Below are 25236 nucleotides of genomic sequence, written 5' to 3'. Positions count from 1 at the left end.
AGCCCAAGAGGGGGACACCACAAGGTGTCCCCCTCTTCATGAGGCCACCGCCTCATGAAGACCTATAGGACTTCAGGCATGTACAAGCTGTTCTTCAACCTCGTCTTCAAGCGCATGGACCCCGAGAAGGCCCACTACCTGGCCTTCCGCTGGATCCGCCTCGCGGCCCGCACACCTGTTCTGCGCACCTTCGTAGCCGCGTACTTCGCGCCGCGCCACAAGGAGCTGCGTACGGAGGCGCTGGGTCTGCGCATGCACGGCCCCTTCGGGCTCGCCGCCGGCTTCGACAAGAACGCCGTCGCGATCGACGGCATGTCGATGCTCGGCTTCGACCATGTCGAGATCGGCACCGTGACGGGCGAGGCCCAGCCGGGCAACCCCAAGAAGCGGCTGTTCCGCCTCGTGCAGGACCGCGCGCTCATCAACCGCATGGGCTTCAACAACGAGGGCTCGCTGGCCGTGGCGGCCCGTCTGGCCTCCCGCAACCCGGTCTTCAGGACCACGGTCGGCGTGAACATCGGCAAGACCAAGGTGGTGCCGGAGGACGAGGCCGCCGGCGACTACGTGAAGTCCACCGAGCGGCTCGCCGCGTTCGCCGACTACCTCGTCGTGAACGTGTCCTCGCCGAACACGCCGGGGCTGCGCAACCTCCAGGCCACGGAGGCGCTGCGGCCGCTCCTGAGCGCCGTGCGCGAGGCGGCCGACCGCACGGTCACGTCGCGCCGTGTCCCGCTCCTCGTGAAGATCGCGCCCGACCTCGCCGACGCGGACATCGACGCGGTCGCCGACCTGGCCGTGGAGCTCGGCCTCGACGGCATCATCGCCACGAACACGACGATCACCCGCGAGGGCCTCGCCACCAAGGGCGACGTCGTGAACGAGACCGGCGGGCTGTCCGGCGCGCCCCTCAAGGACCGCTCCCTGGAGGTCCTGAGGCGTCTGTACGCGCGCGTGGGCGACCGGATCACACTCGTGGGCGTCGGCGGCATCGAGAACGCCGAGGACGCCTGGCGGCGCATCCTCGCCGGTGCCACGCTCATCCAGGGCTACTCGGCCTTCATCTACGAAGGCCCCTGTTACGCCCGCGCGATCCACAAGGGCCTCGCCGCCCGCCTGCGCGACTCCCCGTACGCCACGCTCGCCGACGCGATCGGCGCCGATGCGAAGAAGGTTTCCGCATGACAGTCATGGAGCCCTTCGGCGCCCGCCTGCGCCGTGTCATGGACGAGCGGGGCCCGCTCTGCGTCGGCATCGACCCGCACGCGGCCCTGCTGTCCTCCTGGGGCCTGAACGACGACATCAAGGGCCTGGAGACCTTCACGCGCGCGTGCGTCGACGCGCTGGCCGACACGGTCGCCGTGGTCAAGCCGCAGATGGCGTTCTTCGAGCGGTTCGGCTCGCGGGGCGTCGCCGTCCTGGAGCGGGCCGTGGCGGACCTGCGCGCCGCCGGGACCCTCGTCGTCATGGACGCCAAGCGCGGCGACATCGGCTCCACCATGGCCGCGTACGCGGAGACCTTCCTGCACAAGGACTCCCCGCTGTTCTCGGACGCCCTGACCGTCTCGCCGTACCTGGGCTACGGGTCCCTGAAGCCCGCCGTGGACCTGGCCCGCGAGTCCGGAGCCGGCCTCTTCGTGCTCGCGCTCACCTCGAACCCCGAGGGCGGCGAGGTCCAGCACGCGGTCCGCGCCGACGGCCGCAACGTAGGAGCGACGATGCTCGCGCACCTCGCGCAGGAGAACGCGGGGGAGCACCCCATGGGCTCCTTCGGAGCCGTGGTCGGCGCGACGCTCGGCGATCTGTCCTCCTACGAGCTCGACATCAACGGTCCGCTCCTCGCCCCCGGCATCGGGGCGCAGGGTGCCACGGCGGCCGATCTCCCGTCGGTGTTCGGCTCCGCCGTGCGCAATGTCGTACCGAATGTGAGCCGTGGAGTTCTCAAGGCGGGACCCTCGGTCGCCGCCCTTCGGGACGCCTCCGTGCGGTTCGCGGACGAGGTGCGCGAGGCCGTCGCGGGGGCCTGACGCGAGAGGTTTAGGGGTGGCACTCCGTGCCGACCTTGGGTTTTGCGTCCGAATCCTGTCCTGTTTACCGGTCGATTTGTCCAGAATGTACGGCTCGGCAGAGGCTGACCAGGACTTTTCGTCTGTTCTCGCTGACTCTGGCGGCCATGCCCGCTAGTCTCCGTCGAGAGTCAACGGCCAACTGCACGCCAGCGGGTTGTTCGTTGCTCCCCAGGTGTGGGGCGACTAGGTTCCTCACCGGTCCGTATCCGACAGTTCGACATCCGAGGTGACGTAGGCGTGGCTCTTCCGCCCCTTACCCCTGAACAGCGCGCAGCCGCGCTCGAAAAGGCCGCCGCGGCTCGCCGGGAGCGGGCCGAGGTCAAGAATCGACTCAAGCACTCCGGCGCCTCCCTCCACGAGGTCATCAAGCAGGGCCAGGAGAACGACGTCATCGGCAAGATGAAGGTCTCCGCCCTCCTGGAGTCCCTGCCGGGCGTGGGCAAGGTCCGCGCCAAGCAGATCATGGAGCGGCTCGGGATCTCCGAATCCCGCCGGGTGCGCGGTCTCGGTTCCAATCAGATCGCCTCCCTGGAGCGCGAGTTCGGCAGCACCGGAGCCTGAGTGACCGCGGCCACCCCGGGTTGGTTCCCGGGGCTGGTCCGGGCACTCCGGAACAACTGGAATAATCGCTGCATGAGTGAACGTCCGCGGCTGACCGTGCTCTCCGGCCCCTCGGGGGTCGGCAAGAGCACGGTTGTCGCCCATATGCGCAAGGAACACCCCGAGGTCTGGCTCTCGGTGTCGGCCACGACCCGCAAGCCGCGCCCCGGCGAGCAGCACGGTGTCCAGTACTTCTTCGTCACCGACGAGGAAATGGACAAGCTGATCGCCAACGGTGAGCTCCTCGAGTGGGCAGAGTTCGCGGGGAACCGCTACGGCACCCCGCGCCGGGCCGTGCTCGACCGCCTTGAGGCGGGGGAGCCGGTGCTGCTCGAGATCGACCTCCAGGGTGCACGCCTGGTCCGGGAGTCGATGCCCGAGGCGCAGCTGGTCTTTCTGGCCCCGCCGAGCTGGGAGGAGCTGGTCCGCCGGCTCACCGGGCGCGGCACGGAGGCACCGGAGGTCGTCGAGCGCCGTCTCGAGGCCGCCAAGGTGGAGCTCGCCGCCGAGTCGGAGTTCGACACCACGCTTGTCAACACCTCCGTCGAGGGTGTGGCCCGTGAGCTGCTAGCCTTGATGAAAGTTCTTTGATCTTTAACCCCATCGGAAGGCAGAGAGTGTCCTCTACCATCACCGCGCCCGAGGGCATCATCAACCCTCCGATTGATGAGCTCCTCGAGGCTACCGACTCGAAGTACAGCCTGGTCATCTACGCCGCCAAGCGCGCGCGTCAGATCAACGCGTACTACTCGCAGCTCGGTGAGGGCCTGCTCGAGTACGTCGGCCCGCTGGTGGACACGCACGTCCACGAGAAGCCGCTCTCGATCGCTCTTCGTGAGATCAACGCGGGTCTGCTGACGTCCGAGGCCATCGAGGGCCCGGCACAGTAACGCTCGTAGTTTCGGTACTTCAGGCCCGGCAGCGCAGCTGTCGGGCCTGTGGTGTGTCATGGAGTCGTACGTTTCCGAAGTCAGGGGAGAACCGGTGTCGTCGAAGCCGAAGGTCGTACTGGGGGTCAGCGGTGGAATCGCCGCCTACAAGGCGTGTGAGCTGCTGCGTCGACTGACGGAGTCGGGCCACGACGTGCGCGTCGTGCCGACGGACTCGGCGCTGCACTTCGTCGGCGCCGCGACCTGGTCGGCGCTCTCCGGCAACCCGGTCTCCACGGAGGTCTGGGACTCGGTCCACGAGGTGCCGCACGTGCGCATCGGCCAGCACGCGGATCTGGTGATCGTCGCGCCGGCCACCGCCGACATGCTCGCCAAGGCGGCCCACGGCCTCGCCGACGACCTTCTGACGAACACGCTCCTCACCGCCCGATGTCCGGTGGTCTTCGCCCCCGCGATGCACACCGAGATGTGGGAGCACCCGGCCACCCAGGAGAACGTCGCCACGCTGCGCCGCCGCGGCGCCCTCGTCATCGAGCCGGCGGTCGGCCGCCTCACGGGCGTCGACACCGGCAAGGGCCGCTTCCCCGACCCGGCGGAGATCTTCGAGTACGCACGCCGGGTCCTTGGGCGCGGCGACGCCCCGCGGGACCTCGTCGGCCGCCACGTGGTCGTCAGCGCCGGCGGCACCCGTGAGCCCCTCGACCCGGTCCGCTTCCTCGGCAACCGCTCCTCCGGGAAGCAGGGCTACGCCCTCGCCCGCACGGCGGCGGCGCGCGGCGCCCGCGTCACGCTGCTCTCCGCGAACGCGGACCTGCCGGATCCGGCGGGCGTCGACGTCGTCCACGTAGGGACGGCCGTTCAGCTGCGCGAAGCGGCCCTCAAGGCGGCCGCCGACGCCGACGCGGTCGTCATGGCCGCGGCCGTCGCCGACTTCCGCCCCGAGGCCTACGCCACCGGGAAGATCAAGAAGAAGGACGGTGAGGAGCCCGCGCCGATCGTCCTCGTCCGCAACCCGGACATCCTCGCCGAGCTGTCCGCCGACCGCGCCCGTCCGGGGCAGGTCGTCGTCGGCTTCGCCGCGGAGACCGACGACGTCCTCGCCAACGGCCGTGCCAAACTCGCCCGAAAGGGCTGTGACCTGCTCGTCGTCAACGAGGTGGGGGAGCGCAAGACCTTCGGCTCCGAGGAGAACGAGGCCGTGATCCTGGGCGCCGACGGGCACGAGACGCCGGTCCCCTACGGCCCGAAGGAAGCGCTCGCCGACCGTATCTGGGACGAGGCGGCGCGGCGCCTCGCGCCCGCGACGGCCGACTGAACCTTTGTCGAACACGCGCGAAACCGGATCGGTGCGTGAAATTCACATTCGTCGCGTCTGACGCAGGGAAACCCCGAAAACACGCCAATTTCGGGCGAGCAGTACCCTTCCGAAGACCGATCGTCGTATCGCACAATGCGGTGTCGCAGGTCACAGCACTCCCAGTAGGCGAGACACGTGACCCGGCGGCCGAGTACGACCGATAAACTGTTCCCGGACGGTGCCGGGCGCAGCCCCCCGCACCAACCGTCAAATGATCAGCCAGCAGCCGCTGCAACCACAGGGAGCGTTGTGTCCCGTCGCCTGTTCACCTCGGAGTCCGTTACCGAGGGTCACCCCGACAAGATCGCTGACCAGATCAGCGACACCATTCTCGACGCGCTGCTCCGCGAGGACCCCTCGTCCCGCGTCGCCGTCGAGACGCTGATCACCACCGGCCTGGTGCACGTGGCCGGCGAGGTCACCACCAAGGCGTACGCCCCGATCGCGCAGCTCGTGCGCGACAAGATCCTCGAGATCGGCTACGACTCGTCGAAGAAGGGCTTCGACGGCGCGTCCTGCGGCGTCTCGGTCTCCATCGGCTCGCAGTCGCCCGACATCGCGCAGGGCGTCGACACGGCGTACGAGAAGCGCGTCGAGGGCGATGAGGACGAGCTCGACAAGCAGGGCGCGGGCGACCAGGGCCTGATGTTCGGCTACGCGTGCGACGAGACGCCGGAGCTCATGCCGCTCCCGATCCACCTCGCGCACCGCCTCTCGCGCCGCCTCTCCGAGGTGCGCAAGAACGGGACGATCCCCTACCTGCGCCCCGACGGCAAGACCCAGGTCACCATCGAGTACGACGGCGACAAGGCGGTCCGTCTGGACACGGTCGTGGTCTCCTCGCAGCACGCGAGCGACATCGACCTGGACTCCCTGCTCGCCCCCGACATCCGCGAGTTCGTGGTGGAGCCGGAGCTGAAGGCGCTGCTCGAGGACGGCATCAAGCTGGAGACCGAGAACTACCGCCTGCTGGTCAACCCGACCGGCCGCTTCGAGATCGGCGGCCCGATGGGCGACGCCGGCCTGACCGGCCGCAAGATCATCATCGACACGTACGGCGGCTACGCCCGCCACGGCGGCGGCGCCTTCTCCGGCAAGGACCCGTCCAAGGTCGACCGCTCGGCCGCGTACGCGATGCGCTGGGTCGCCAAGAACATCGTGGCCGCGGGTCTCGCCGCGCGCTGCGAGGTCCAGGTCGCGTACGCGATCGGCAAGGCCGAGCCGGTGGGTCTGTTCGTGGAGACCTTCGGTACGGCGACGGTCGACACGGACAAGATCGAGGCCGCGATCTCGGAGGTCTTCGACCTCCGCCCGGCCGCGATCATCCGCGACCTCGACCTGCTGCGCCCGATCTACTCCCAGACGGCCGCGTACGGCCACTTCGGTCGCGCGCTGCCCGACTTCACGTGGGAGCGGACGGACCGCGTGGACGCGCTCCGCAAGGCCGCGGGGCTCTAGGCCTTGCGTCATTGATCGGCCCGTAGGGCCCGGTTCTCCTCTGGGAGGGCCGGGCCCTACGGCGTTTCCGGGCCGCTTCGGGGCGGGCCCGGTGTCAGTCCCCTCTGGTAGGAATGCACGTGTGAGCAGCGAGAACGACAGGGGCGACGAGGGCGGGGAGCCGGAGCAGCTTGCGTTGATCCGGGAGAGCGTGCGGGCCGCCAAAGTGCCGAAGGCGAAGCCGCGGACGTGGCGGGGGGCGCCGTTGGCCGGGGAACTGCCGGTGGCGCGGGTGCTCGTGGACAAGGGGGTGCTGCATCTCGACCGGTACTTCGAGTACGCGGTGCCGAAGGAGCTGGACGCCGCCGCGCAGCCGGGCGTGCGGGTGCGGGTCCGGTTCGGTGCGGGGAACCGGAACGTGCGGGACGGGCGGCGTGAAGGGGGTGGGTTGATTGACGGGTTTCTTGTCGAGCGGGTGGCCGAGGCCGAATATCAGGGCCCGCTCGCCGCGATCGCACAGGTAGTGTCGCCGGAACCCGTGCTCGATGCGGAGTTGCTCGGGCTGACCCGGGCCGTTGCCGATCGGTATGCGGGGAGCCTCGCCGATGTGCTGCAGCTCGCGATTCCGCCGCGGCACGCCAAGGCCGAGGCCCGGGAGTTCGCGGCTCCTCCCGCCCTGCCGGGGGCACCGGAGACCGGTTCCTGGGCGCGGTACGAGCGGGGGGCCGATTTCCTGGCCTCGCTGACGGCGGGCGGCGCGCCTCGGGCCGTGTGGACCGCGCTGCCCGGGCCCGAGTGGGCCGACGAGATCGCTCGGGCCGTGCGGGCGACGCTCGCCTCGGGGCGGGGGGCCCTGGTCGTCGTGCCGACCGTGCGGCTCGCGGCGCGCGTCGATGCCGCGCTGCGGGAGGAGTTGGGAGACGGGCAGCACGCGTTGCTGACCGCTGACGCCGGGCAGCAGCGGCGGTATTCCGAGTGGCTTGCCGTGCGGCGGGGGACCGTACGGGCCGTCGTGGGGACGCGTGCGGCCATGTTCGCTCCCGTACGGGACCTGGGACTCGTCGTGGTGTGGGAGGACGGGGACCAGCACCACAGCGATGATCACGCGCCCTTCCCGCATGTGCGGGAGGTTCTGGAGCTGCGGGCCACGCGCGACAAGTGTGCGTTCCTGCTGGGGAGTTGGAGCTGCACCGTCGAGGCCGCCCAGCTGGTGCGCAGCGGGTGGGCCGCTGCCATGAGCGCGCCGCGGGACGTCGTACGACGGGTCGCTCCGCTCGTCCGCACCGTGGGGGACCGGGACGTGGCGCGCGACGAGGCGGCGCGGGCCGCCCGGTTGCCGAGTCTCGCGTGGGAGGTGGCGCGGACCGCGCTGCGCGAGGGCCCGGTGCTGGTGCAGGTGCCGAGGCGGGGATACGTTCCGCGGCTCGCGTGTCAGCGGTGCCGTGAGCCCGCCCGGTGCCGGCAGTGCGCGGGGCCGCTGGAGGCACGGGAGGCGACCGGCGCGCTCGCGTGCGGGTGGTGCGGGCGCGAGGAAGGGCGCTGGCAGTGCGCCGAGTGCGGGGGGACCCGGTTGCGGGCGCAGGTCGTCGGGGCGCGACGCACCGCCGAGGAGTTGGGGCGGGCGTTCTCCGCTGTACCGGTGCGGACGTCGGGGCGGGAGCAGGTGCTCGACACGGTTCCGGGGACACCCGCGCTCGTCGTGAGCACGCCGGGGGCCGAGCCGGTCGCCGAGGGCGGGTACGCGGCGGCGCTGCTGCTCGACGGGTGGGCGATGCTGGGGCGGGCCGATCTGCGGGCGGGCGAGGAGGCGCTGCGACGGTGGATCGCGGCGGCCGCGCTGGTGCGGCCGCAGGAGGTGGGGGGCGCGGTGGTCGTGGTCGCCGAGCCAACGCTCCGGCCCGTGCAGGCGCTGGTGCGGTGGGATCCCGTGGGGCACGCGGTGCGGGAGCTCGCGGACCGGGCCGAGCTCGGGTTTCCGCCCGTGTCGCGGATGGCGGCGGTCACGGGGACGGCGGAGGCGGTCGCCGGATTCATGGGGGCGGTGGAACTTCCGGGGGACGCGGAGGTGTTGGGACCCGTACCGGTGCCCGAGGCGATACCCGGTGCGGCTCGGCGGGGCGGGGGGCCTCCGGCCGGGGAGCAGTGGGAGCGGGTGCTGGTGCGGGTGCCGCCGGGGAGCGGCTCCGTGCTCGCGCGCGCCCTGAAGCAGGCGCAGGCGGCGCGGATGGCGCGGGGTGCGGGCGAGCCCGTACGGGTGCGGGTGGATCCGCTCGATATCGGGTGAGCGGGGGCTTCTGGTCGGCCGTGGTTGGCGCCGTCCGGCACCGTGGTTGACGCCGTTTGTGGGTGTGCGCGGCACCGGGGTGCCGCCTTGCCCACCCTGCCGCCCAAGGCGGCAGATTGCCCAAGGCGGGGCGGGGCGGGGCGGGGTGGAAGTACTGCTGCCTCCCCGTGCGCGACCGGGCGTACGGGGAGGCAGTGGTATGCGTGGCGTGGTGGCTCAGCCGTGGCTCAGCCGTGGCTCAGCCGTGGCGCGGGCCGGGGAAGGCGCTGGGGCGCGCGTCGTCGCGCAGGCCCGTGGTGACCGCGGACGGCTGGGTGGGCAGCGCGCGGGCGGCCGGGACCGATGACAGCGGGCCCGCTCCCATCGGCATGGGGGGACGCGGGGCTCCCGCCGGAGACGGCACGGCGGATGCCGGCGACGCCGGGAGCTCCGCCCCGCGCTCGGCCTCGGCCGCCGCCTGGGTGACCGCCCTGCGCGCCCCGTACCTGCGGTGGACCGCCTGCTTGGTGACGCCGAGCGCGGAGCCCACCGCGTCCCATGAGAAGCCCAGCGAACGGTCGAAGTCCACGGCTGCGGTGACCAACGTCTCGACGCTGTCGCGCAGTTCCTGGGCGAGACGGACGGTGGGGGCGGGCGCCCTCCCGTAGACGACGAACCCCGCGGAGGGGCCCGAGCGGCGCGGGCGGTAGACGTTGCCCAGCTGTGCGGTGAGGGTGCGCAGCGCGTCCACCTGACGGCGGACCCGCTCGATGTCCCGCACAAGAAGATGCAGGCTGGCCCGTGCCTGGGCGTCGTGGGTTGCGTGGTCGGCCATGAACAAGCCTCTCGAACCGGCGATGAAAAAGGATCGGGCCACGCTCGCGTCAAGCGACACCGACGAAGGCGAGTGAACGATGACGGATGACTGATTGCGGCCCATTGACTGGTCAACTCTTTCTTGACCAACGCGCCATTCGGTGAGTGGTCACGCTGTTCGGGCGCATCCGCATATGCGAGGGGCGCACGTCATGACGTGCGCCCCCTGCGCGCCCGCCGCACGGCGCCCATAGACTGGTGCGCTGCCCTTGACCCTGCCCCGAGAGGCTGTAAGCCACCGATGAAGCTCGTCTTCGCAGGCACCCCCGAGGTCGCCGTTCCCGCCCTGGACGCCCTGATCGCCTCCGGCCGGCACGAGGTGGCCGCGGTCGTCACCCGGCCCGACGCACCGGCGGGGCGCGGCCGTCGTCTGGTCGCGAGCCCGGTCGCCCAGCGGGCCGAGGAGGCCGGCATCGAGGTGCTCAAGCCGGCCAAGCCGCGCGACGAGGAGTTCCTGGCGAGGCTGCGGGAGATCGCTCCCGACTGCTGCCCGGTCGTCGCGTACGGGGCGCTGCTCCCGAAGGTCGCGCTCGACGTGCCCGCCCACGGCTGGGTCAATCTGCACTTCTCGCTGCTGCCCGCGTGGCGGGGCGCCGCGCCCGTGCAGCACGCGGTGATGGCGGGTGACGAGATCACCGGCGCGTCCACGTTCCTCATCGAGGAGGGGCTCGACTCCGGGCCCGTGTACGGGACGGTGACCGAGACGGTCCGTGCCACCGACACCAGCGGTGACCTGCTGACCCGGCTCGCGTTCGCGGGCTCCGGGCTGCTCTGCGCGACGATGGACGGGATCGAGGACGGCACGATCGAGGCCGTGCCGCAGCCCGCCGACGGCGTCACCCTCGCGCCGAAGATCACCGTGGAGGACGCCCGTATCGACTGGCACGCGCCGGCTCTGCGGGTCGACCGGGTCGTGCGGGGCTGCACGCCCGCGCCGGGTGCCTGGACCGAGTTCCGCGGCGAGCGGCTCAAGGTGCGCACGGCCGTCCTCGCGCCCGACAGGACCGACCTGGCGCCGGGTGAGATCGGCGCGGGCAAGAAGAACCTGTACGTGGGCACCGGTTCGCACGCCGTCGAGCTGCTCTGGGTGCAGGCGCAGGGCAAGAAGCCGATGGCCGCGGCGGACTGGGCGCGGGGCACCCGGATCGCCGAGGGGGAGACCCTGGGCTGACGAGCCCACGAGGACCGCTGTCGGGCCGGGACGTACCCTGGGAGGGTTCATCCCGGCGTACGACCCGTGCGTAGCGCCCGTACGATCCCAGCAGCGGAGCACCTTTGAGCGACCAGCCCGGCCGGCCCCCTCGTAAGCCCGGCAAGCCCCACCGTCGTCCCAAGAAGGACGCCGTGCGCATCCTCGCCTTCGAGGCGTTGCGCGCGGTGGACGAGCGGGACGCGTACGCGAACCTCGTGCTGCCGCCGCTGCTGCGCAAGGCCCGCGAGAAGGGCGACTTCGACGCACGCGACGCGGCGCTCGCGACCGAGCTCGTGTACGGGACGCTGCGCAGGCAGGGGACGTACGACGCGATCGTGTCGGCCTGTATCGACCGGCCGCTGCGGGAGGTCGATCCGCCGGTTCTCGATGTGCTCAACCTCGGCGTGCATCAGCTGCTCGGCACGCGGATCCCGACGCACGCCGCCGTGTCCGCGTCGGTCGAGCTGGCGCGCGTCGTGCTCGGTGACGGGCGGGCCAAGTTCGTCAACGCCGTGCTGCGGAAGGTCTCGCAGCACGACCTCGACGCGTGGGTCGAGCGGGTCGCGCCGCCCTACGACGACGATCCCGACGACCATCTGTCCGTGGTGCATTCGCACCCGCGATGGGTTGTCTCTGCCTTGTGGGACTCGCTGGGCGGTGGACGTGCCGGGATCGAGGATCTGCTCGAAGCCGACAATGAGCGGCCCGAGGTGACGCTCGTGGCGCGGCCCGGACGGGCCACGGCCGAGGACGTACTTGCCGAGGTGGGCGAGGACTCGGGGCTTCCGGGGCGCTGGTCCCCGTACGCGGTTCGGCTTGCCGAGGGCGGTGAGCCGGGCTCGTTCGACATCGTGCGGTCGGGGCGGGCCGGTGTGCAGGACGAGGGCAGCCAGCTGGTGGCCATCGCACTCGCGAACGCTCCGGTCGAGGGCCGCGACGAGAAGTGGCTCGACGGCTGCGCGGGTCCCGGCGGCAAGGCGGCCATGCTCGCCGGGCTCGCCGCCGAGCGCGGGGCGACGTTGCTCGCGTCGGAGAAGCAGCCGCACCGGGCCGGGCTCGTCGCGAAGGCGCTGGCAGGCAACCCGGGTCCCTACCAGGTGATCGCCGCGGACGGGACGCGGCCGCCGTGGGGTCCCGAGACCTTCGACCGGATCCTGATGGACGTGCCCTGTACGGGACTTGGTGCGCTGCGGCGGCGCCCGGAGGCGCGGTGGCGGCGGCGTTCCGAGGACCTGGAGGGGTTCGCCCCGCTGCAGCGGGACCTGCTGCGCAAGGCGCTGGAGTCCGTGCGGGTGGGGGGCGTCGTGGGGTACGCGACGTGCTCGCCGCATCTCGCGGAGACGCGGGCGGTCGTCGGGGACGTGCTGAAGCAGTTCGCCGGGGCGGAGCTTGTCGACGCGAGGCCGTTGATGGAGGGGGTGCCGGCGTTGGGGGAGGGGCCGGATGTGCAGTTGTGGCCGCATCTGCATGGGACCGATGCGATGTATTTGGCGCTGATTCGGCGTACGGCGTGAGTCGTGTTGCGGTGGTCCGGGGTTGACGACTCGGGGCGCTGCCCCGGACCCCGCGCCTCAATCGCCGGCGGGGCTTGAGCGGCTCGGCCACCAGACCTTGTCGCCCACATCCAGGAACAGGGACGTCACCAGGATCGACCTGACGATGAACGTGTCCAGGAGTACGCCCACCGCCACCGCGAAGCCGAGTTCCGCGAAGGCGACCATCGGGAGGGTGCCCAGGGCGGCGAAGGTGCCCGCCAGGACCAGGCCCGCCGAGGTGATCACCGCGCCGGTCGCGGCCAGGCCGGTGAGGGCACCGGTCCTGGTGCCCTGGCGCGCGGCCTCCTCACGGATGCGGGTCGTGAGGAAGATGTTGTAGTCGATGCCGAGTGCCACCAGGAACACGAAGACGAACAGCGGGAAGTCCGTCGACTCGCCCGCGTAGTCGAAGAGGTGGCGGAAGGCCAGCGCGCTGATGCCGAGGGCCGCGGCGAAGGACAGCACGACCGTCGCGATCAGCAACAGGGGTGCCACCAGGGCCCGCAGCAGCAGGCAGAGGATCAGCAGGACGACGACCAGGACCAGCGGGATCACCAGCTTGTTGTCGTGCGTGGTCGCCCGTTCCATGTCGAGCAGCGCCGCCGAGCCGCCGCCCACCTTGGCGTCAGCGCTGTCCACCTTGTGCACCGCGGCCCGCACCCGGTCCACCGTGTCCTTGGCGGCCTGGCTGTCGGACGGCGCGGTCGTCGTCGCCTCGAAGAGGACCCGGCCGTCCGCCGCGGGCCTGGTGTTCGGTGGCACGCCGATACTGCCGCGGACGACGCCCTTCGTCGTGGCGACCGCACGCCTGACCTGCTCGCCCTGGGCCTGGTTCGCGACGATGACCAGGGGGTCGCCGGTGCCCGCGGGGAAGTACTCCGCCGAGATCTCCTGTCCCACGATCGAGTCGGGTTTGTCGGTGAACGAGTCGGCGTTGCCGATGCCCTCCGCCTTCAGCTGGATCAGGCCGAGGGAGAGCAGCGCGAGTGCCGCCGCCGTCGCGATCCAGACCAGGCGCGGGCGGCGCGCGATCCTTCGTCCGGTGCGCGCCCACACGCCCCGCTCGGTGGGTTCCGGCGAGCCGACGTGCGGGACCACCGGCCAGAAGAGCCAGCGGCCGAAGATCACCAGGAGGGCGGGGAACAGCGTCAGCATCGCGAGCAGGGCGACGGCGACGCCGATCGCGGCGACCGGCCCGAGGCCTCGCGTCGAGTTCATGTCGGCCGTCAGCAGGACCAGCATGCTCAGGACGACCGTCGCGCCCGAGGCGAGCACCGCGGGGCCCGCCCGGTGCAGGGCGAGCGCCATCGCCTCGTGGCGGTCCTCGTGCCGGCGCAGCTCCTCGCGGTAGCGGGCGACGAGCAGCAGCGCGTAGTCCGTCCCCGCGCCGAACACGAGGACGGTGAGGATGCCCGCGCTCTGCCCGTTCACGGTGAGCCCCGCGTGCTGGGCGAGGAGGTAGATCAGCGCCTGCGCCGTGAACAGGGCCGCCACCACGCTCAGTACCGGTACGAGCAGCAGGGACGGGCTGCGGTACGTGCACAGCAGGATCACGACCACGATGCCGAGCGCCGAGAACAGCAGCGTCGAGTCGATGCCGTCGAAGGCCTCGGAGAAGTCCGCGGAGGTGCCGCCGGGACCGGTGATGTGGATCCGCAGGCCGTCCGCCGACGTGCCGCTGCGGTCACGGATGGAGTCCACGGCGGGCGCGATCCGCTCCCAGCCCTTCTCGTCCATCGTGATCGGGACGTAGACCTGGGCCGCCGAAGGGCCCGGCCGCTTGTCGAAGACCGGGCCGCGGGTCTCCGTGCCCCGCACGCCGTGGGCGCTCAGCTGCTTGATCTGGGCGACGTCCTTGGCGATCCGGGCCCGGTCCGCGACCGTGAGCCCGCCCTCGCGCGCGTAGATCACCACGGCCGGGATGGTCTCCGGCCTGAAGTCCTTGGACAGGTCGAGGACTTGGGTGGACTCCGCGGAGCCGGGCAGCCAGGACTGCGCGTCGTTGTCCTGCGCGTCGGTGAGCTTCTGGGCGAGCGGCGCCGTGCCGACGATGACCACCAGCCACAGCAGCAGCACCAGCCACTTGCTGCGCCGCCCGCACACCAGCCACGCGACACCGCGGCGTCCGGGCGCCGTGCTCACCGTGCTCTGCTCGTCCGCCATGGCGTCCCCCGCTGCGTCGTGCGCGGTGCTCCCCAGGGACCGGAGGCCGGCCCCTCCTGCGAGCCGCCAAGAATGGCACGGGCGGGCACGGCTCGGTATCGGTCTCAGGTATGGACCGGACCGAGGCGGAGCGGGGGCCCCGGGCATGGCACGCTTGGGGCATGGCCGTGCAGATCAACCCCAGCATCCTGTCCGCGGACTTCGCCCGCCTTGCCGACGAGGCAAAGGCCGCCGAAGGCGCCGATTGGCTCCATGTCGACGTCATGGACAACCACTTCGTCCCGAACCTGACCCTCGGGGTTCCGGTCGTAGAGTCGCTGGCGCGCGCGACGGACACGCCGCTGGACTGCCATCTGATGATCGAGGACCCCGATCGCTGGGCCCCGCAGTACGTCGAAGCGGGTGCCGGGTCCGTCACCTTCCACGCGGAGGCGGCCGCCGCCCCCGTCCGCCTCGCGCGCGAGATCCGCGCCAAGGGCGCCCGCGCCTCGATGGCCCTGAAGCCCGGGACGCCGATCGAGCCGTACGAGGATCTGCTCCCCGAGCTCGACATGCTGCTGATCATGACGGTTGAGCCGGGATTCGGGGGGCAGGCGTTCTTGGACATCATGCTGCCCAAGATCCGCCGCACCCGTGAGCTGATCGGAAAGCACGGTCTGGAGCTGTGGCTGCAGGTCGACGGCGGAGTGTCCGCCGCGACGATCGAGCGGTGCGCCGAGGCGGGCGCCGACGTCTTCGTAGCCGGTTCGGCCGTCTACGGGGCGAAGGATCCGGCGGAGGCGGTACGTGCACTGCGCACCCAGGCGGAAGGCGCTACAGCGTCCGCGGCCTGGGCGTGCGACCACTGAGCCACGGGTTCGTGAACGGCGCCCATCGGGGCTGATCAACCGCGTCGGATCTGCAAGGATGACGGCGTATCCAGGTTGTGGACAGCAGTCGATTAGTGAGCCGTAGTCGATTTCATGACTTAAGAGAAGTTTCGTGACTTAAGAGAAGTGAGGAGAACGCCGTGTCCGCATCATCGGCGGGACGGGCGGCCCTGCGGATGGGACCCGCGGAGCTGGTGCAGGCGGCGGCCATGGCCCGTCGCTTCTACCTCGAGAACAAGTCCAAGATCCAGATCGCCGAGGAGTTCGGCGTGAGCCGCTTCAAGGTGGCGCGGGTCCTCGAGACCGCCCTCGAGCGGGATCTCGTCCGCATCGAGATCCGAGTCCCTGCCGAGCTGGACGCCGAGCGTTCCGACGCGCTGCGGGCCCGCTACGGACTGCGCCACGCGGTCGTCGTCGAGTCGCCCCCCGACGTGGACGAGTCGCCCGACCCGGAGAACCTCGGCGAGGTCGCCGCCGATCTGCTCGGCGAGCTGGTCACCGAGGGCGATGTGCTCGGCCTCGCGTGGGGCCGCTCCACCATCCACATGGCGGCCGCCCTCGACCGGCTTCCGCCGTGCACCGTGGTGCAGTTGACCGGCGTGTACGACGCGGGGACCGCGGAGCGCGGATCCGTGGAGGCCGTGCGGCGTGCCGCGCAGGTCTCCGGCGGTGACGCCCACCCGATCTACGCGCCGATGCTGCTGCCGGACGCCGCGACGGCGTCGGCGCTGCGCAACCAGACGGGGATCGCCCGCGCCTTCGAGTACTTCGACAAGGTCACCGTCGCGTGCGTGTCCATCGGTTCCTGGGAGCCCGGTATCTCGACCGTGCACGACATGCTGAGCGACGAGGAGCGCGCGCACTACGCGTCCCTGGGCGTCGCCGCCGAGATGTCCGCGCACCTCTTCGACGCGCAGGGGCGTCGGGTCGGCCGGGACCTGGGGGAGCGGTGCATCACCGTCGAGGCGGATCGCCTCCGGCGGATACCGGAAGTCGTCGCGATCGCGGGTGGGCAGCGGAAGGCTGCCGCCATTGACGCGGTGCTGCGGTCCGGGCTTGTGACCAGTCTGGTCACGGACACGGCTGCGGCCGATTACCTGTTGGCGGCAGGGTCCGCGCCGAAGCCGGCGCTGCAGCGGGCGGATCCCGACGGGGTGTGAGGCCGGCAGAGGGGGTGCGGTCTCGGGGCGCTGCCCCGGACCCCGCGCCTCAATCGCCGGCGGGGCTTGATGCGGAGTCGTTCAAGGTGGTGCTTCGATGAGCGGGCTGCCCGCTTCGCCGGCCCGGTGGACCGTCCGCGGGCTCGACCTCGACGGGATCACCGACAAGGCCGGGTTCATGGACCGGTGCGCCAGTGCGCTGGAGCTGCCCGAGTGGTTCGGGCGGAACTGGGACGCGCTCGCCGATGCGCTGAGTGACCCCGGACAGCTTCCCGAGACGGATCCTGACGGGGCGCTCGTGCTCGTCGTGTCCGGGTGGCAGGAGTTCAAGGAGCGCGGGCCGGGGCAGTGGGAGATCGCCTGTGAGGTGTTCGCACAGGCCTCCGCGGCGAAGGTGCTGCTCGCGCTCGGATGATCATCCAAGGCGGGGTGCCCCCCCTTGGGAGGTTCGCCCCGGAGACGTGATCCTTGTCGACGTGGGAAAATGAAGTACGTGCTTTGTGCCCCGGGAGCAGACTTCTGGAGCCCCCTTCTACCGACTGGGATGTCCGCACGTGCGTTTCCTCAATGACATCAAGCCCGCGTACGACCTGACGTACGACGACGTCTTCATGGTGCCGAGCCGGAGCGCCGTCGGCTCCCGGCAGGCCGTGGATCTGTCCTCGCCGGACGGCACGGGCACCACGATCCCGCTGGTCGTCGCCAATATGACCGCGATCGCCGGGCGTCGTATGGCCGAGACCGTCGCCCGCCGCGGTGGCCTCGTCGTCATTCCGCAGGACATTCCGATCGAGGTCGTCACCGAGGTCATCTCCTGGGTCAAGACGCGCCACCTGGTGCTCGACACCCCGATCGTCCTCGCGCCGACGCAGACCGTCGCGGACGCCCTGGCGCTGCTCAACAAGCGTGCGCACAACGCCGGTGTCGTCGTCGACGACGAGCAGCGGCCCGTCGGCGTCGTCACCGACCAGGACCTGACCGGCGTCGACCGCTTCACGCAGCTCTCCGAGGTCATGGCCAAGGACCTGCTGCTGCTCGACGCGGACATCGATCCGCGCGACGCCTTCAACAAGCTGGACGGCGCCAACCGCCGCTACGCCCCGGCCGTGGACAAGGACGGCAGGCTCGCCGGCATCCTGACGCGCACCGGCGCCCTGCGCGCGACCCTCTACACCCCGGCCACCGACGCCGACGGCAAGCTGCGCATCGCCGCCGCCGTCGGCATCAACGGCGACGTGGCGGGCAAGGCCAAGCAGCTGCTCGACGCCGGCGCGGACACGCTCGTCATCGACACGGCTCACGGCCACCAGGAGTCGATGATCGAGGCGATCAAGAAGGTCCGCGCGCTCGACCCGCAGGTGCCGATCGTCGCGGGCAACATCGTGGCCGCCGACGGCGTCAAGGACCTGATCGAGGCCGGCGCCGACATCATCAAGGTCGGTGTCGGACCCGGCGCCATGTGCACCACGCGCATGATGACCGGCGTCGGCCGGCCGCAGTTCTCCGCCGTCCTGGAGTGCGCCGCCGAGGCCAGGAAGCACGGCAAGCACGTGTGGGCCGACGGCGGCGTTCGGCACCCGCGCGACGTCGCCATGGCGCTCGCCGCCGGTGCCTCCAACGTCATGGTCGGCTCGTGGTTCGCGGGGACGTACGAGTCGCCCGGCGACCTCCAGCACGACGCCAAGGGCCGCGCCTACAAGGAGTCCTTCGGCATGGCCTCCGCGCGCGCCGTGAAGAACCGGACCTCCGACGAGTCCGCCTACGACCGCGCCCGCAAGGCGCTCTTCGAGGAGGGCATCTCCACCTCGCGGATGTTCCTCGACCCGGAGCGTCCGGGCGTCGAGGACCTGATCGACTCGGTCATCGCGGGTGTCCGTTCCTCCTGCACGTACGCCGGTGCCAACTCGCTCGCCGAGTTCGAGGAGCGGGCCACCGTCGGCATCCAGTCCGCCGCCGGATACGCCGAGGGCAAGCCGCTGCACGCCAGCTGGAGCTGACCCCTCCCGCACCCCGCCGCGAACCCCGCGCCCCTCTCCCGAGGGGCGCGGGGTTTTGTCGTATCCGGTCAATCCGTACGCAACGGACGAAAGGTCGTACGCAACGATCGTCCGACTCTCGGAACGTAGCGCAACGATCATGCGCGACTGCGCAAGGTTGCTGCATTACACCTGAGAAGAGAACTCCTCTAGAGTCATCCGCTGTACGTTGCGTGGCGGGGGTTCGGCCTGCTCGGCGGGACCCGTTTTCCGGGTGTGCTCCGCCGCGTCCCCTCGCTGCGGTCAACCCCACCCGGCAGCGATCAAGGAGCCAGTCCGTGCTCGATCACGGCGCACCCCCGCGCACCCCGCAAACCGCCCCCGCCGCCGCGGGGATCGGTGCTCGCCTCATGCGGCGCAAACCGGTGGATCTCCTGGTCGCGGAGGGCGGCCAGGGCGAAGGTGGATCGCTGCGGCGCTCCCTGGGGCTCTGGCAGCTGACCATGATCAGCATCGGGGCCACGCTCGGCACCGGCATCTTCGTGGTGCTCGGCGAGGCCGTGCCGAAGGCCGGTCCCGCCGTCACGCTGTCCTTCGTGATCGCCGGTCTCACCGCGCTCTTCTCGGCGCTCTCGTACGCCGAACTGGCCGGCACCATCCCGGTCGCCGGATCCTCCTACTCGTATGCGTACGCAACGATGGGCGAACTGCTCGCCTGGGTGTGCGGCTGGTGTCTGGTCCTGGAGTACGGGGTCTCGGTCGCCGCGGTCGCCGTCGGCTGGGGCGAGTACCTCAACGAGCTGCTCGACGGGACGATAGGCGTCACCATCCCGGCCGCGCTGTCCGCGCCGCCCGGTGACGGCGGGATCTTCAACCTGCCCGCGCTCATCGTGGTGCTGCTCGCCATGGTGTTCCTGCTGGGCGGCGCCAAGGAGTCGGCGCGGGCCAACACGATCATGGTCGCCGTGAAGATCGCGGCCCTGATCCTCTTCTGCGTCATCGGCTTCATGGGCTTCAAGTCCGGCAACTACGAGGACTTCATGCCGCTCGGCATGGCGGGCGTGAGCGCCGCCGGTGCCACGCTCTTCTTCTCGTACATCGGCTTCGACGCCGCCTCCACCGCCGGTGAGGAGGCGAAGAACCCGCAGCGCGACCTGCCGCGCGCCATCATGCTGTCGCTGATCATCGTCACCGCGCTGTACGTCCTCGTGGCCGCCGTCGCCGTGGGCGCCCGCCGTTGGACGGACTTCAGCGACTCCGAGGCGACGCTCGCCGCGATCATGAAGGATGTCACCGGCCAGCCGTTCTGGGGCACGGTGCTCGCCGCCGGTGCCGTCATCGCCATCGCGTCCGTCGTGCTCACCGTGCTCTACGGGCAGACCCGTGTGCTGTTCGCGATGTCCCGCGACGGCCTCGTGCCCAAGATCTTCGCCAAGGTGCACCCGAAGACCGGGGCGCCGCGCGCCAACACGGTCATCGTGTCCCTGTTCTGTGGTGTCCTCGCGGCGGCCGTCCCGCTCGGCCAGCTCGCCGATGCCACCAGCATCGGCACGCTCTTCGCGTTCGCCCTGGTCAACATCGCCGTGATCATCCTGCGCCGGACCCGCCCCGACATGAAGCGCACCTTCCGCGTGCCGCTGTCGCCGGTCCTGCCGGTCATCGGTTTCGCGCTCTGCGTGTGGATGATGGGCAGCCTGTCCGCTATCACCTGGATCGTCTTCGGTGTCTGGATGGCCGTCGGTCTCGTGTTCTACTTCAGTTACGGGATGCGCCGCTCCCGCCTGGCCGCCCCGGAATCCGGCCCCGTAGACGCAGAAAAGTGAACCTCCTGCCTTGCTGAACGATCTCGACGAACGCATCGTGCACGCCCTCGCCGAGGACGCCCGCCGCTCCTACGCCGACATCGGCCAGCAGATCGGCCTGTCCGCGCCCGCCGTGAAGCGCCGCGTGGACCGGCTGCGGGCCACCGGCGCGATCACCGGGTTCACGGTGCGGGTCGACCCGGCCGCGCTCGGCTGGGAGACCGAGGGGTTCATCGAGATGTACTGCCGCTCCAACACCTCGCCGGAGGCGATCCGGCGGGGCCTGGAGCGTTACCCCGAGGTCGTGTCCGCCTCCACCGTCACCGGTGAGGCGGACGCGATCGTCCAGGTCTTCGCCTCCGACATGCGGCACTTCGAGCGGGTCCTGGAGCGGATCGCGGGGGAGCCGTTCGTCGAGCGGACGAAATCCGTGCTCGTCCTGTCGCCGTTGATGCGCCGCTTCACGTCGGGTTCGCCCGCGTAACGAGGCCGGAGCGAGGCCCGAGCGGGGCCCGAGCGAGCCCCACGGGCCCCGCGCAACGAATCGCCGTTCGGCGCGAAAATCACGCAACGAACAGCTCAGCAGCGTGCAACAGGTGCTCCTTGTCCACGGTGGCGGGCCCCCGTAGCTTTTTGGTGACCCCGAACCCCGCCCCGTACCGGTTGAGGACACCCATGCGCACCGCCCTGCTCCAGAGCTCAGGACACCCCGGCTCGACCGCCGCGAACCTCAAGGTTCTCGACGCGGCCGCGGGGCGGGCCGCCGCGGCGGGCGCCGAGATCCTCGTGACCTCGGAGATGTTCCTGACCGGGTACGCGATCGGTGACGACGTGGCCCGGCTCGCCGAGCCCGCCGACGGGGACGCGGCCGACGCGATCGCCGAGATCGCGCACCGGCACGGCCTCGCCGTCGCCTACGGATACCCGGAGCGCGCGGGCGGCCCCGACGGCCCGGTCTTCAACTCCGTACAGCTGATCTCCGCCGACGGCACCCGCCTCGCGAACTACCGCAAGACGCACCTCTTCGGCTGCTTCGAGCGCGAGCAGTTCACGCCCGGCGAGCAGCCGGTCGTGCAGGCCGAGCTGAACGGTCTGCGGGTCGGCCTGATGATCTGCTACGACGTCGAGTTCCCGGAGAACGTCCGGGCCCACGCCCTCGCGGGCACCGACCTGCTGCTCGTGCCGACGGCGCAGATGCACCCCTTCCAGTTCGTCGCCGAATCGGTCGTGCCGGTGCGCGCCTTCGAGAACCAGATGTACGTCGCGTACGTCAACCGGGTCGGCGCGGAAGGGGAGTTCGAGTTCGTCGGGCTCTCCACGCTCGCGGGCCCCGACGGCGTGGCCCGCGCCCGCGCGGGCCGCGGCGAAGAGCTGGTGTTCGCCGATGCCGACCCCGACCTCCTCGCCGCCTCCCGCGCGGCCAACCCGTATCTGAGCGACCGCCGCCCTGCCCTCTACGGCCCGCTCACCTCCTGAGTCCCGGCCGCCCCGGCCGCCTCAACTCCCGCTTCCTGCCCCGCACTTCAGTACCCGCAAGGAGTCCGTACCCCATGACGTCCACGGTGCCCACCGCCGCCCAGCACACCGAGGGCCAGCCGCCCATCACGATGTTCGGGCCGGACTTCCCGTACGCGTACGACGACTTCCTCGCCCACCCGGCGGGCCTCGGCCAGATACCCGCGACCGAGCACGGCACCGAGGTCGCGGTCATCGGCGGCGGCCTGTCCGGCATCGTCGCCGCGTACGAACTGATGAAGATGGGCCTCAAGCCCGTCGTGTACGAGGCCGACCAGATCGGCGGCCGGCTGCGTACGGTCGGCTTCGAGGGCACCCCGGCGCAGGCCTCGGGACTGACCGCCGAGATGGGCGCGATGCGCTTCCCGCCGTCGTCCACGGCGTTGCAGCACTACATCGACATGGTGGACCTGAAGACGCGGGCGTTCCCCAACCCCCTCTCGGAGGCCACGCCCTCGACCGTCGTCGACCTCAAGGGCGAGTCGCACTACGCCGAGACGCTCGCCGACCTGCCGCAGGTGTACCGGGACGTCGCCGAGGCCTGGAACAAGTGCCTCGACGAGGGCGCCGACTTCTCCGACATGAACCAGGCGATGCGCGAGCGCGACGTGCCGCGGATCCGCGAGATCTGGGGCAAGCTCGTCGAGAAGCTCGACAACCAGACCTTCTACGGGTTCCTCTGCGAGTCGGAGGCGTTCAAGTCCTTCCGGCACCGGGAGATCTTCGGCCAGGTCGGCTTCGGCACCGGCGGCTGGGACACCGACTTCCCGAACTCCATCCTGGAGATCCTGCGCGTCGTCTACACCGAGGCCGACGACCACCACCGCGGCATCGAGGGCGGCTCGCAGCAGCTGCCGCTGCGCCTGTGGGAGCGCGCGCCGGAGAAGATCGTGCACTGGGCGCCCGGGACCTCGCTGTCCACCGTGCACGTGGACGGCAAGCCGCGCCCGGCCGTGACCCGGCTGTCCCGCACCGCCGGCAACCACATCACCGTCACGGACGCCGACGGCGACATCCGCACGTACAAGACGGCGATCTTCACCGCGCAGTCGTGGATGCTGCTGTCCAAGGTGGACTGCGACGACTCGCTGTTCCCGATCGACCACTGGACGGCGATCGAGCGCACGCACTACATGGAGTCCAGCAAGCTGTTCGTGCCGGTCGACAGGCCGTTCTGGCTCGACAAGGACGAGGTCACAGGCCGTGACGTCATGTCGATGACGCTGACGGACCGGATGACGCGCGGGACGTACCTGCTCGACGACGGGCCCGACAAGCCCGCCACGATCTGCCTCTCCTACACGTGGTGCGACGACAGCCTGAAGTGGCTGCCGCTGTCGGCGAACGAGCGGCTCGAAGTGATGCTGAAGTCGCTCGGCGAGATCTATCCGAAGGTCGACATCCGCAAGCACATCATCGGCAACCCGGTGACCGTGTCCTGGGAGAACGAGCCGTACTTCATGGGCGCGTTCAAGGCGAACCTGCCCGGCCACTACCGCTACCAGCGCCGCCTGTTCACGCACTTCATGCAGGAGACCCTGCCCGAGGACCGGCGGGGCATCTTCCTCGCCGGTGACGACATCTCGTGGACGGCCGGGTGGGCCGAGGGCGCCGTGCAGACCGCTCTGAACGCGGTGTGGGGCGTCATGCACCACCTGGGCGGCAGCACGGACGCGTCGAACCCCGGTCCGGGCGATGTGTTCGACGAGATCGCGCCGGTGGAGCTCCCGGAGGACTAGGACCTGTTGTCCTAGACCCCGGCCGCCCGCGCCTTCCCGTACAGCTCCGCCGCGACGTCCTTGAGCTCCTCGGCGTCGCGGGCCTGGCCCTGAAGTTCGATCAGGATCTCCTCCAGGCCCACCTCGTCGTGCGCGACCAGGTCCTCCACGATCTGGTCGACGCTGCCCTGGAACGGCTTGCGGTCCTCGCCGGTGTACGGCTCGCGGGTGTGGACCGTGTTGACGCGCAGCACCGTTTGCAGGGGAGCGGTGCGGCCGCGCTCCTCGGCGAGCGCCTGGAGCCGGTCCCACTGCTGCTTGAGGCCCTCGGCCCCCATTGCCGCGGGCATCCAGCCGTCTCCCCGGTCGACCAGGCGGCGGGCGGACTTCGGGCTGTTCGCCGGGAGCAGGATCGGCAGCGGTCCGGCCGGCTTGGGGCCGACCACGGACGGCGCGATCGTCGTCAGCTCGCCCTCGTACGACACCGGGTCCGGGCCCCACACCGCGCGGCACACGTCGATCAGTTCGTCGAGCACCTTGCCGCGCCGCTCGAAGGGGGCCACGCCGGCCGCCGCGTACTCGTCGTGCGACCAGCCCGTGCCGAGCCCCGCGACGACGCGGCCCCCGCTCGCCGCGTCCAACGAGGCGAGTGAGCGGGCGAGTTGGAAGGGGAGGTGCAGCGGCGCCACGAGGACGCTGGTGCCGAGCCGCGCGCGGGACGTCGCCGACGCCGCCAGGGTGAGCGCGACGAGCGGGTCGGCGACCGAGCGATACTGATCGGGCCAGGGCAGGCCCGGGATCCCGTACAGGCCCTGGGTGGCGGGCTCGGGGTACAGGATCCGCTCGAACACCCACAGGCTGTCGTAGCCGACCGCCTCCGCGGCGCGTGCCACGTCCGGCACGTCCCTGCCGATGTCGTACTGCTTCATCTGGGGCAGTCCGAGGCCGAGTCGGGTCGTCGTCGCCATGCTCGTGCTCCTTTGCTCGACAGTGCGGGTCCTTGTGCCAACGCGCCTGTGCTGTACGGATGTTCCCGGGGCGTCGGCCGGGTCAGTCGGGCAGCGGGGTGAGCAGCATCCGGCCGACCAGGCCCACCGAAGTGTCGAGCCGGTGGGCGAACTCGGCCTCCACGGACGGCAGGCCGCGCAGCGCCCACAGGGCGCGGGCCGCACCCCACGCGCCGTCACGGGCACGCTCCAGGCTCCACGCGCCGAGCAGGTGGGTCAGCGGATCGGCGACCTGGAGCAGATCGGGGCCCGGCATCAGCTCTTCGCGGATGCGCTCCTCCAGCGAGACGAGGAGGTCGCCCACGCGCTCGAACTCGTCCTCCAGTGCGTCCGGTTCGCAGCCCAGCGTGCGACACGCGTCCACGACGGCGAGCGCCAGATCGTGCCCGATGTGCGCATTGATGCCCGCGAGCGCGAACTGCAACGGGCGTACGCCGGGATGCCGGCGGAACTGGAACAGGGGCCGCCAGCAGGCGGGCGGGCGCGCGCCGTGCACCGCCGCGTCGACCGCCACGAGATAGCGCTCGGCGAACCGGACGTCCAGCGTGACCGCCGCTCCCCGGTCCGGGAAGCCGCCCGCGAGGCCCCCGTCGATCGCCCGGCCGATCTCCTCCGTGACGGAGAGGTAGACCCGGTTGAAGACGGCCACGCCGTCGCGCGGTGGCAGATCCGCGCCGAGCGCGCGCATTCGTGCGATCACGATGTCGACCCCGAGAGCCGGGATCCGGGCCTGTGCGAACCGCTCCAACTGCGCCATGCACGCAGCGTCGCAGCCGTAGCCTTACGCGGACGTCGGCTGGCCGGGGGCTT

At 71.0% G+C, this 25236-nt stretch carries 22 protein-coding genes; 18 read left to right on the top strand and 4 right to left on the bottom strand.

The features are described 5' to 3' along the window. Positions 1-78 precede the first annotated feature (78 nt). The 8 genes from OKJ99_RS03485 to OKJ99_RS03450 all read left to right on the top strand — a co-directional run bounded on the left by OKJ99_RS03485 (position 79) and on the right by OKJ99_RS03450 (position 8634). Positions 79-1182: a quinone-dependent dihydroorotate dehydrogenase gene (locus OKJ99_RS03485; RefSeq protein WP_326014227.1), complete on the top strand. Its 1104-nt coding sequence runs from the start codon at positions 79-81 to the stop codon at positions 1180-1182. Next, a complete protein-coding gene (gene pyrF / locus OKJ99_RS03480) occupies positions 1179-2024 on the top strand; it encodes an orotidine-5'-phosphate decarboxylase (RefSeq protein WP_326014225.1) in 846 nt (281 codons plus the stop codon). The genes OKJ99_RS03485 and pyrF overlap by 4 nt, the downstream gene beginning before the upstream one ends. A 279-nt stretch (positions 2025-2303) precedes the next feature. Beyond that, on the top strand, positions 2304-2627 hold the full coding sequence (locus OKJ99_RS03475; protein ID WP_026246651.1) for an integration host factor: 324 nt from the start codon (positions 2304-2306) through the stop codon (positions 2625-2627). 72 nt (positions 2628-2699) lie between these two features. Next, complete coding sequence (gmk, locus tag OKJ99_RS03470) at positions 2700-3257, top strand: guanylate kinase (RefSeq protein ID WP_326014224.1); 558 nt, start codon at positions 2700-2702, stop codon at positions 3255-3257. A gap of 26 nt (positions 3258-3283) precedes the next feature. Next, entirely contained in the window at positions 3284-3556 is a 273-nt protein-coding gene (gene rpoZ / locus OKJ99_RS03465; RefSeq protein ID WP_326014223.1) for a DNA-directed RNA polymerase subunit omega, read from the top strand. 58 nt (positions 3557-3614) lie between these two features. Further along, positions 3615-4871, top strand: coding sequence for a bifunctional phosphopantothenoylcysteine decarboxylase/phosphopantothenate--cysteine ligase CoaBC (gene coaBC / locus OKJ99_RS03460; protein ID WP_326014222.1), 1257 nt, complete (start codon positions 3615-3617; stop codon positions 4869-4871). 291 nt (positions 4872-5162) lie between these two features. Beyond that, entirely contained in the window at positions 5163-6371 is a 1209-nt protein-coding gene (metK, locus tag OKJ99_RS03455; RefSeq protein ID WP_326014220.1) for a methionine adenosyltransferase, read from the top strand. 121 nt (positions 6372-6492) lie between these two features. Further along, on the top strand, positions 6493-8634 hold the full coding sequence (locus OKJ99_RS03450; RefSeq protein WP_326014219.1) for a primosomal protein N': 2142 nt from the start codon (positions 6493-6495) through the stop codon (positions 8632-8634). A 238-nt stretch (positions 8635-8872) separates the two neighbouring features. Here the strand turns inward: OKJ99_RS03450 and OKJ99_RS03445 are convergent, their stop codons facing one another. Next, on the bottom strand, positions 8873-9448 hold the full coding sequence (locus tag OKJ99_RS03445; protein ID WP_326014218.1) for a hypothetical protein: 576 nt from the start codon (positions 9446-9448) through the stop codon (positions 8873-8875). Positions 9449-9730: 282 nt separating this feature from the next. On the opposite strand from OKJ99_RS03445, the gene fmt reads away from it, so the two are divergent. Both fmt and OKJ99_RS03435 read left to right on the top strand, forming a co-directional pair. Continuing rightward, positions 9731-10660 carry a methionyl-tRNA formyltransferase gene (gene fmt / locus OKJ99_RS03440; protein WP_326014216.1) on the top strand — a complete coding sequence of 310 codons (930 nt, stop codon included), beginning with the start codon at positions 9731-9733 and terminating at the stop codon, positions 10658-10660. A gap of 104 nt (positions 10661-10764) precedes the next feature. Then, a complete protein-coding gene (locus OKJ99_RS03435; protein WP_326014215.1) occupies positions 10765-12195 on the top strand; it encodes an RsmB/NOP family class I SAM-dependent RNA methyltransferase in 1431 nt (476 codons plus the stop codon). 57 nt (positions 12196-12252) lie between these two features. On the opposite strand, the gene OKJ99_RS03430 is transcribed toward OKJ99_RS03435, so the two are convergent. Then, positions 12253-14379 (bottom strand): MMPL family transporter, encoded by a 2127-nt coding sequence (locus OKJ99_RS03430; RefSeq protein WP_326014213.1) that lies wholly within the window; start codon positions 14377-14379, stop codon positions 12253-12255. 161 nt (positions 14380-14540) lie between these two features. Here OKJ99_RS03430 and rpe point away from each other — a divergent pair, with 161 nt between their 5' ends. The 8 genes from rpe to OKJ99_RS03390 all read left to right on the top strand — a co-directional run bounded on the left by rpe (position 14541) and on the right by OKJ99_RS03390 (position 23440). Next, on the top strand, positions 14541-15227 hold the full coding sequence (rpe, locus tag OKJ99_RS03425) for a ribulose-phosphate 3-epimerase (protein WP_326014212.1): 687 nt from the start codon (positions 14541-14543) through the stop codon (positions 15225-15227). 197 nt (positions 15228-15424) lie between these two features. After that, on the top strand, positions 15425-16408 hold the full coding sequence (locus OKJ99_RS03420; RefSeq protein ID WP_326014343.1) for a sugar-binding transcriptional regulator: 984 nt from the start codon (positions 15425-15427) through the stop codon (positions 16406-16408). A 97-nt stretch (positions 16409-16505) separates the two neighbouring features. Then, the gene (locus OKJ99_RS03415; protein WP_326014211.1) at positions 16506-16823 is read left to right on the top strand and encodes a barstar family protein; all 318 of its coding nucleotides are present in this window, start codon (positions 16506-16508) and stop codon (positions 16821-16823) included. A gap of 139 nt (positions 16824-16962) precedes the next feature. Next, the gene (locus OKJ99_RS03410) at positions 16963-18405 is read left to right on the top strand and encodes a GuaB1 family IMP dehydrogenase-related protein (RefSeq protein WP_326014210.1); all 1443 of its coding nucleotides are present in this window, start codon (positions 16963-16965) and stop codon (positions 18403-18405) included. A 317-nt stretch (positions 18406-18722) separates the two neighbouring features. After that, positions 18723-20207: an amino acid permease gene (locus tag OKJ99_RS03405; RefSeq protein ID WP_326014209.1), complete on the top strand. Its 1485-nt coding sequence runs from the start codon at positions 18723-18725 to the stop codon at positions 20205-20207. Between the two features lie 10 nt (positions 20208-20217). Then, complete coding sequence (locus tag OKJ99_RS03400) at positions 20218-20670, top strand: Lrp/AsnC family transcriptional regulator (RefSeq protein WP_266721849.1); 453 nt, start codon at positions 20218-20220, stop codon at positions 20668-20670. A gap of 191 nt (positions 20671-20861) precedes the next feature. After that, complete coding sequence (locus OKJ99_RS03395; RefSeq protein WP_326014208.1) at positions 20862-21662, top strand: carbon-nitrogen hydrolase family protein; 801 nt, start codon at positions 20862-20864, stop codon at positions 21660-21662. 74 nt (positions 21663-21736) lie between these two features. Further along, the gene (locus OKJ99_RS03390; RefSeq protein WP_326014207.1) at positions 21737-23440 is read left to right on the top strand and encodes a flavin monoamine oxidase family protein; all 1704 of its coding nucleotides are present in this window, start codon (positions 21737-21739) and stop codon (positions 23438-23440) included. 11 nt (positions 23441-23451) lie between these two features. Here OKJ99_RS03390 and OKJ99_RS03385 read toward each other — a convergent pair whose 3' ends face one another. Further along, positions 23452-24387, bottom strand: coding sequence for an LLM class F420-dependent oxidoreductase (locus tag OKJ99_RS03385; RefSeq protein WP_326014206.1), 936 nt, complete (start codon positions 24385-24387; stop codon positions 23452-23454). 82 nt (positions 24388-24469) lie between these two features. Then, on the bottom strand, positions 24470-25183 hold the full coding sequence (locus tag OKJ99_RS03380; protein ID WP_326014205.1) for a DUF5995 family protein: 714 nt from the start codon (positions 25181-25183) through the stop codon (positions 24470-24472). Between the last annotated feature and the right edge of the window lie 53 nt (positions 25184-25236).

This window comes from Streptomyces endophyticus, assembly GCF_035798155.1.
Classification (GTDB): domain Bacteria; phylum Actinomycetota; class Actinomycetes; order Streptomycetales; family Streptomycetaceae; genus Streptomyces; species Streptomyces endophyticus.
This window is presented reverse-complemented; position numbering and strand designations above follow the sequence as displayed.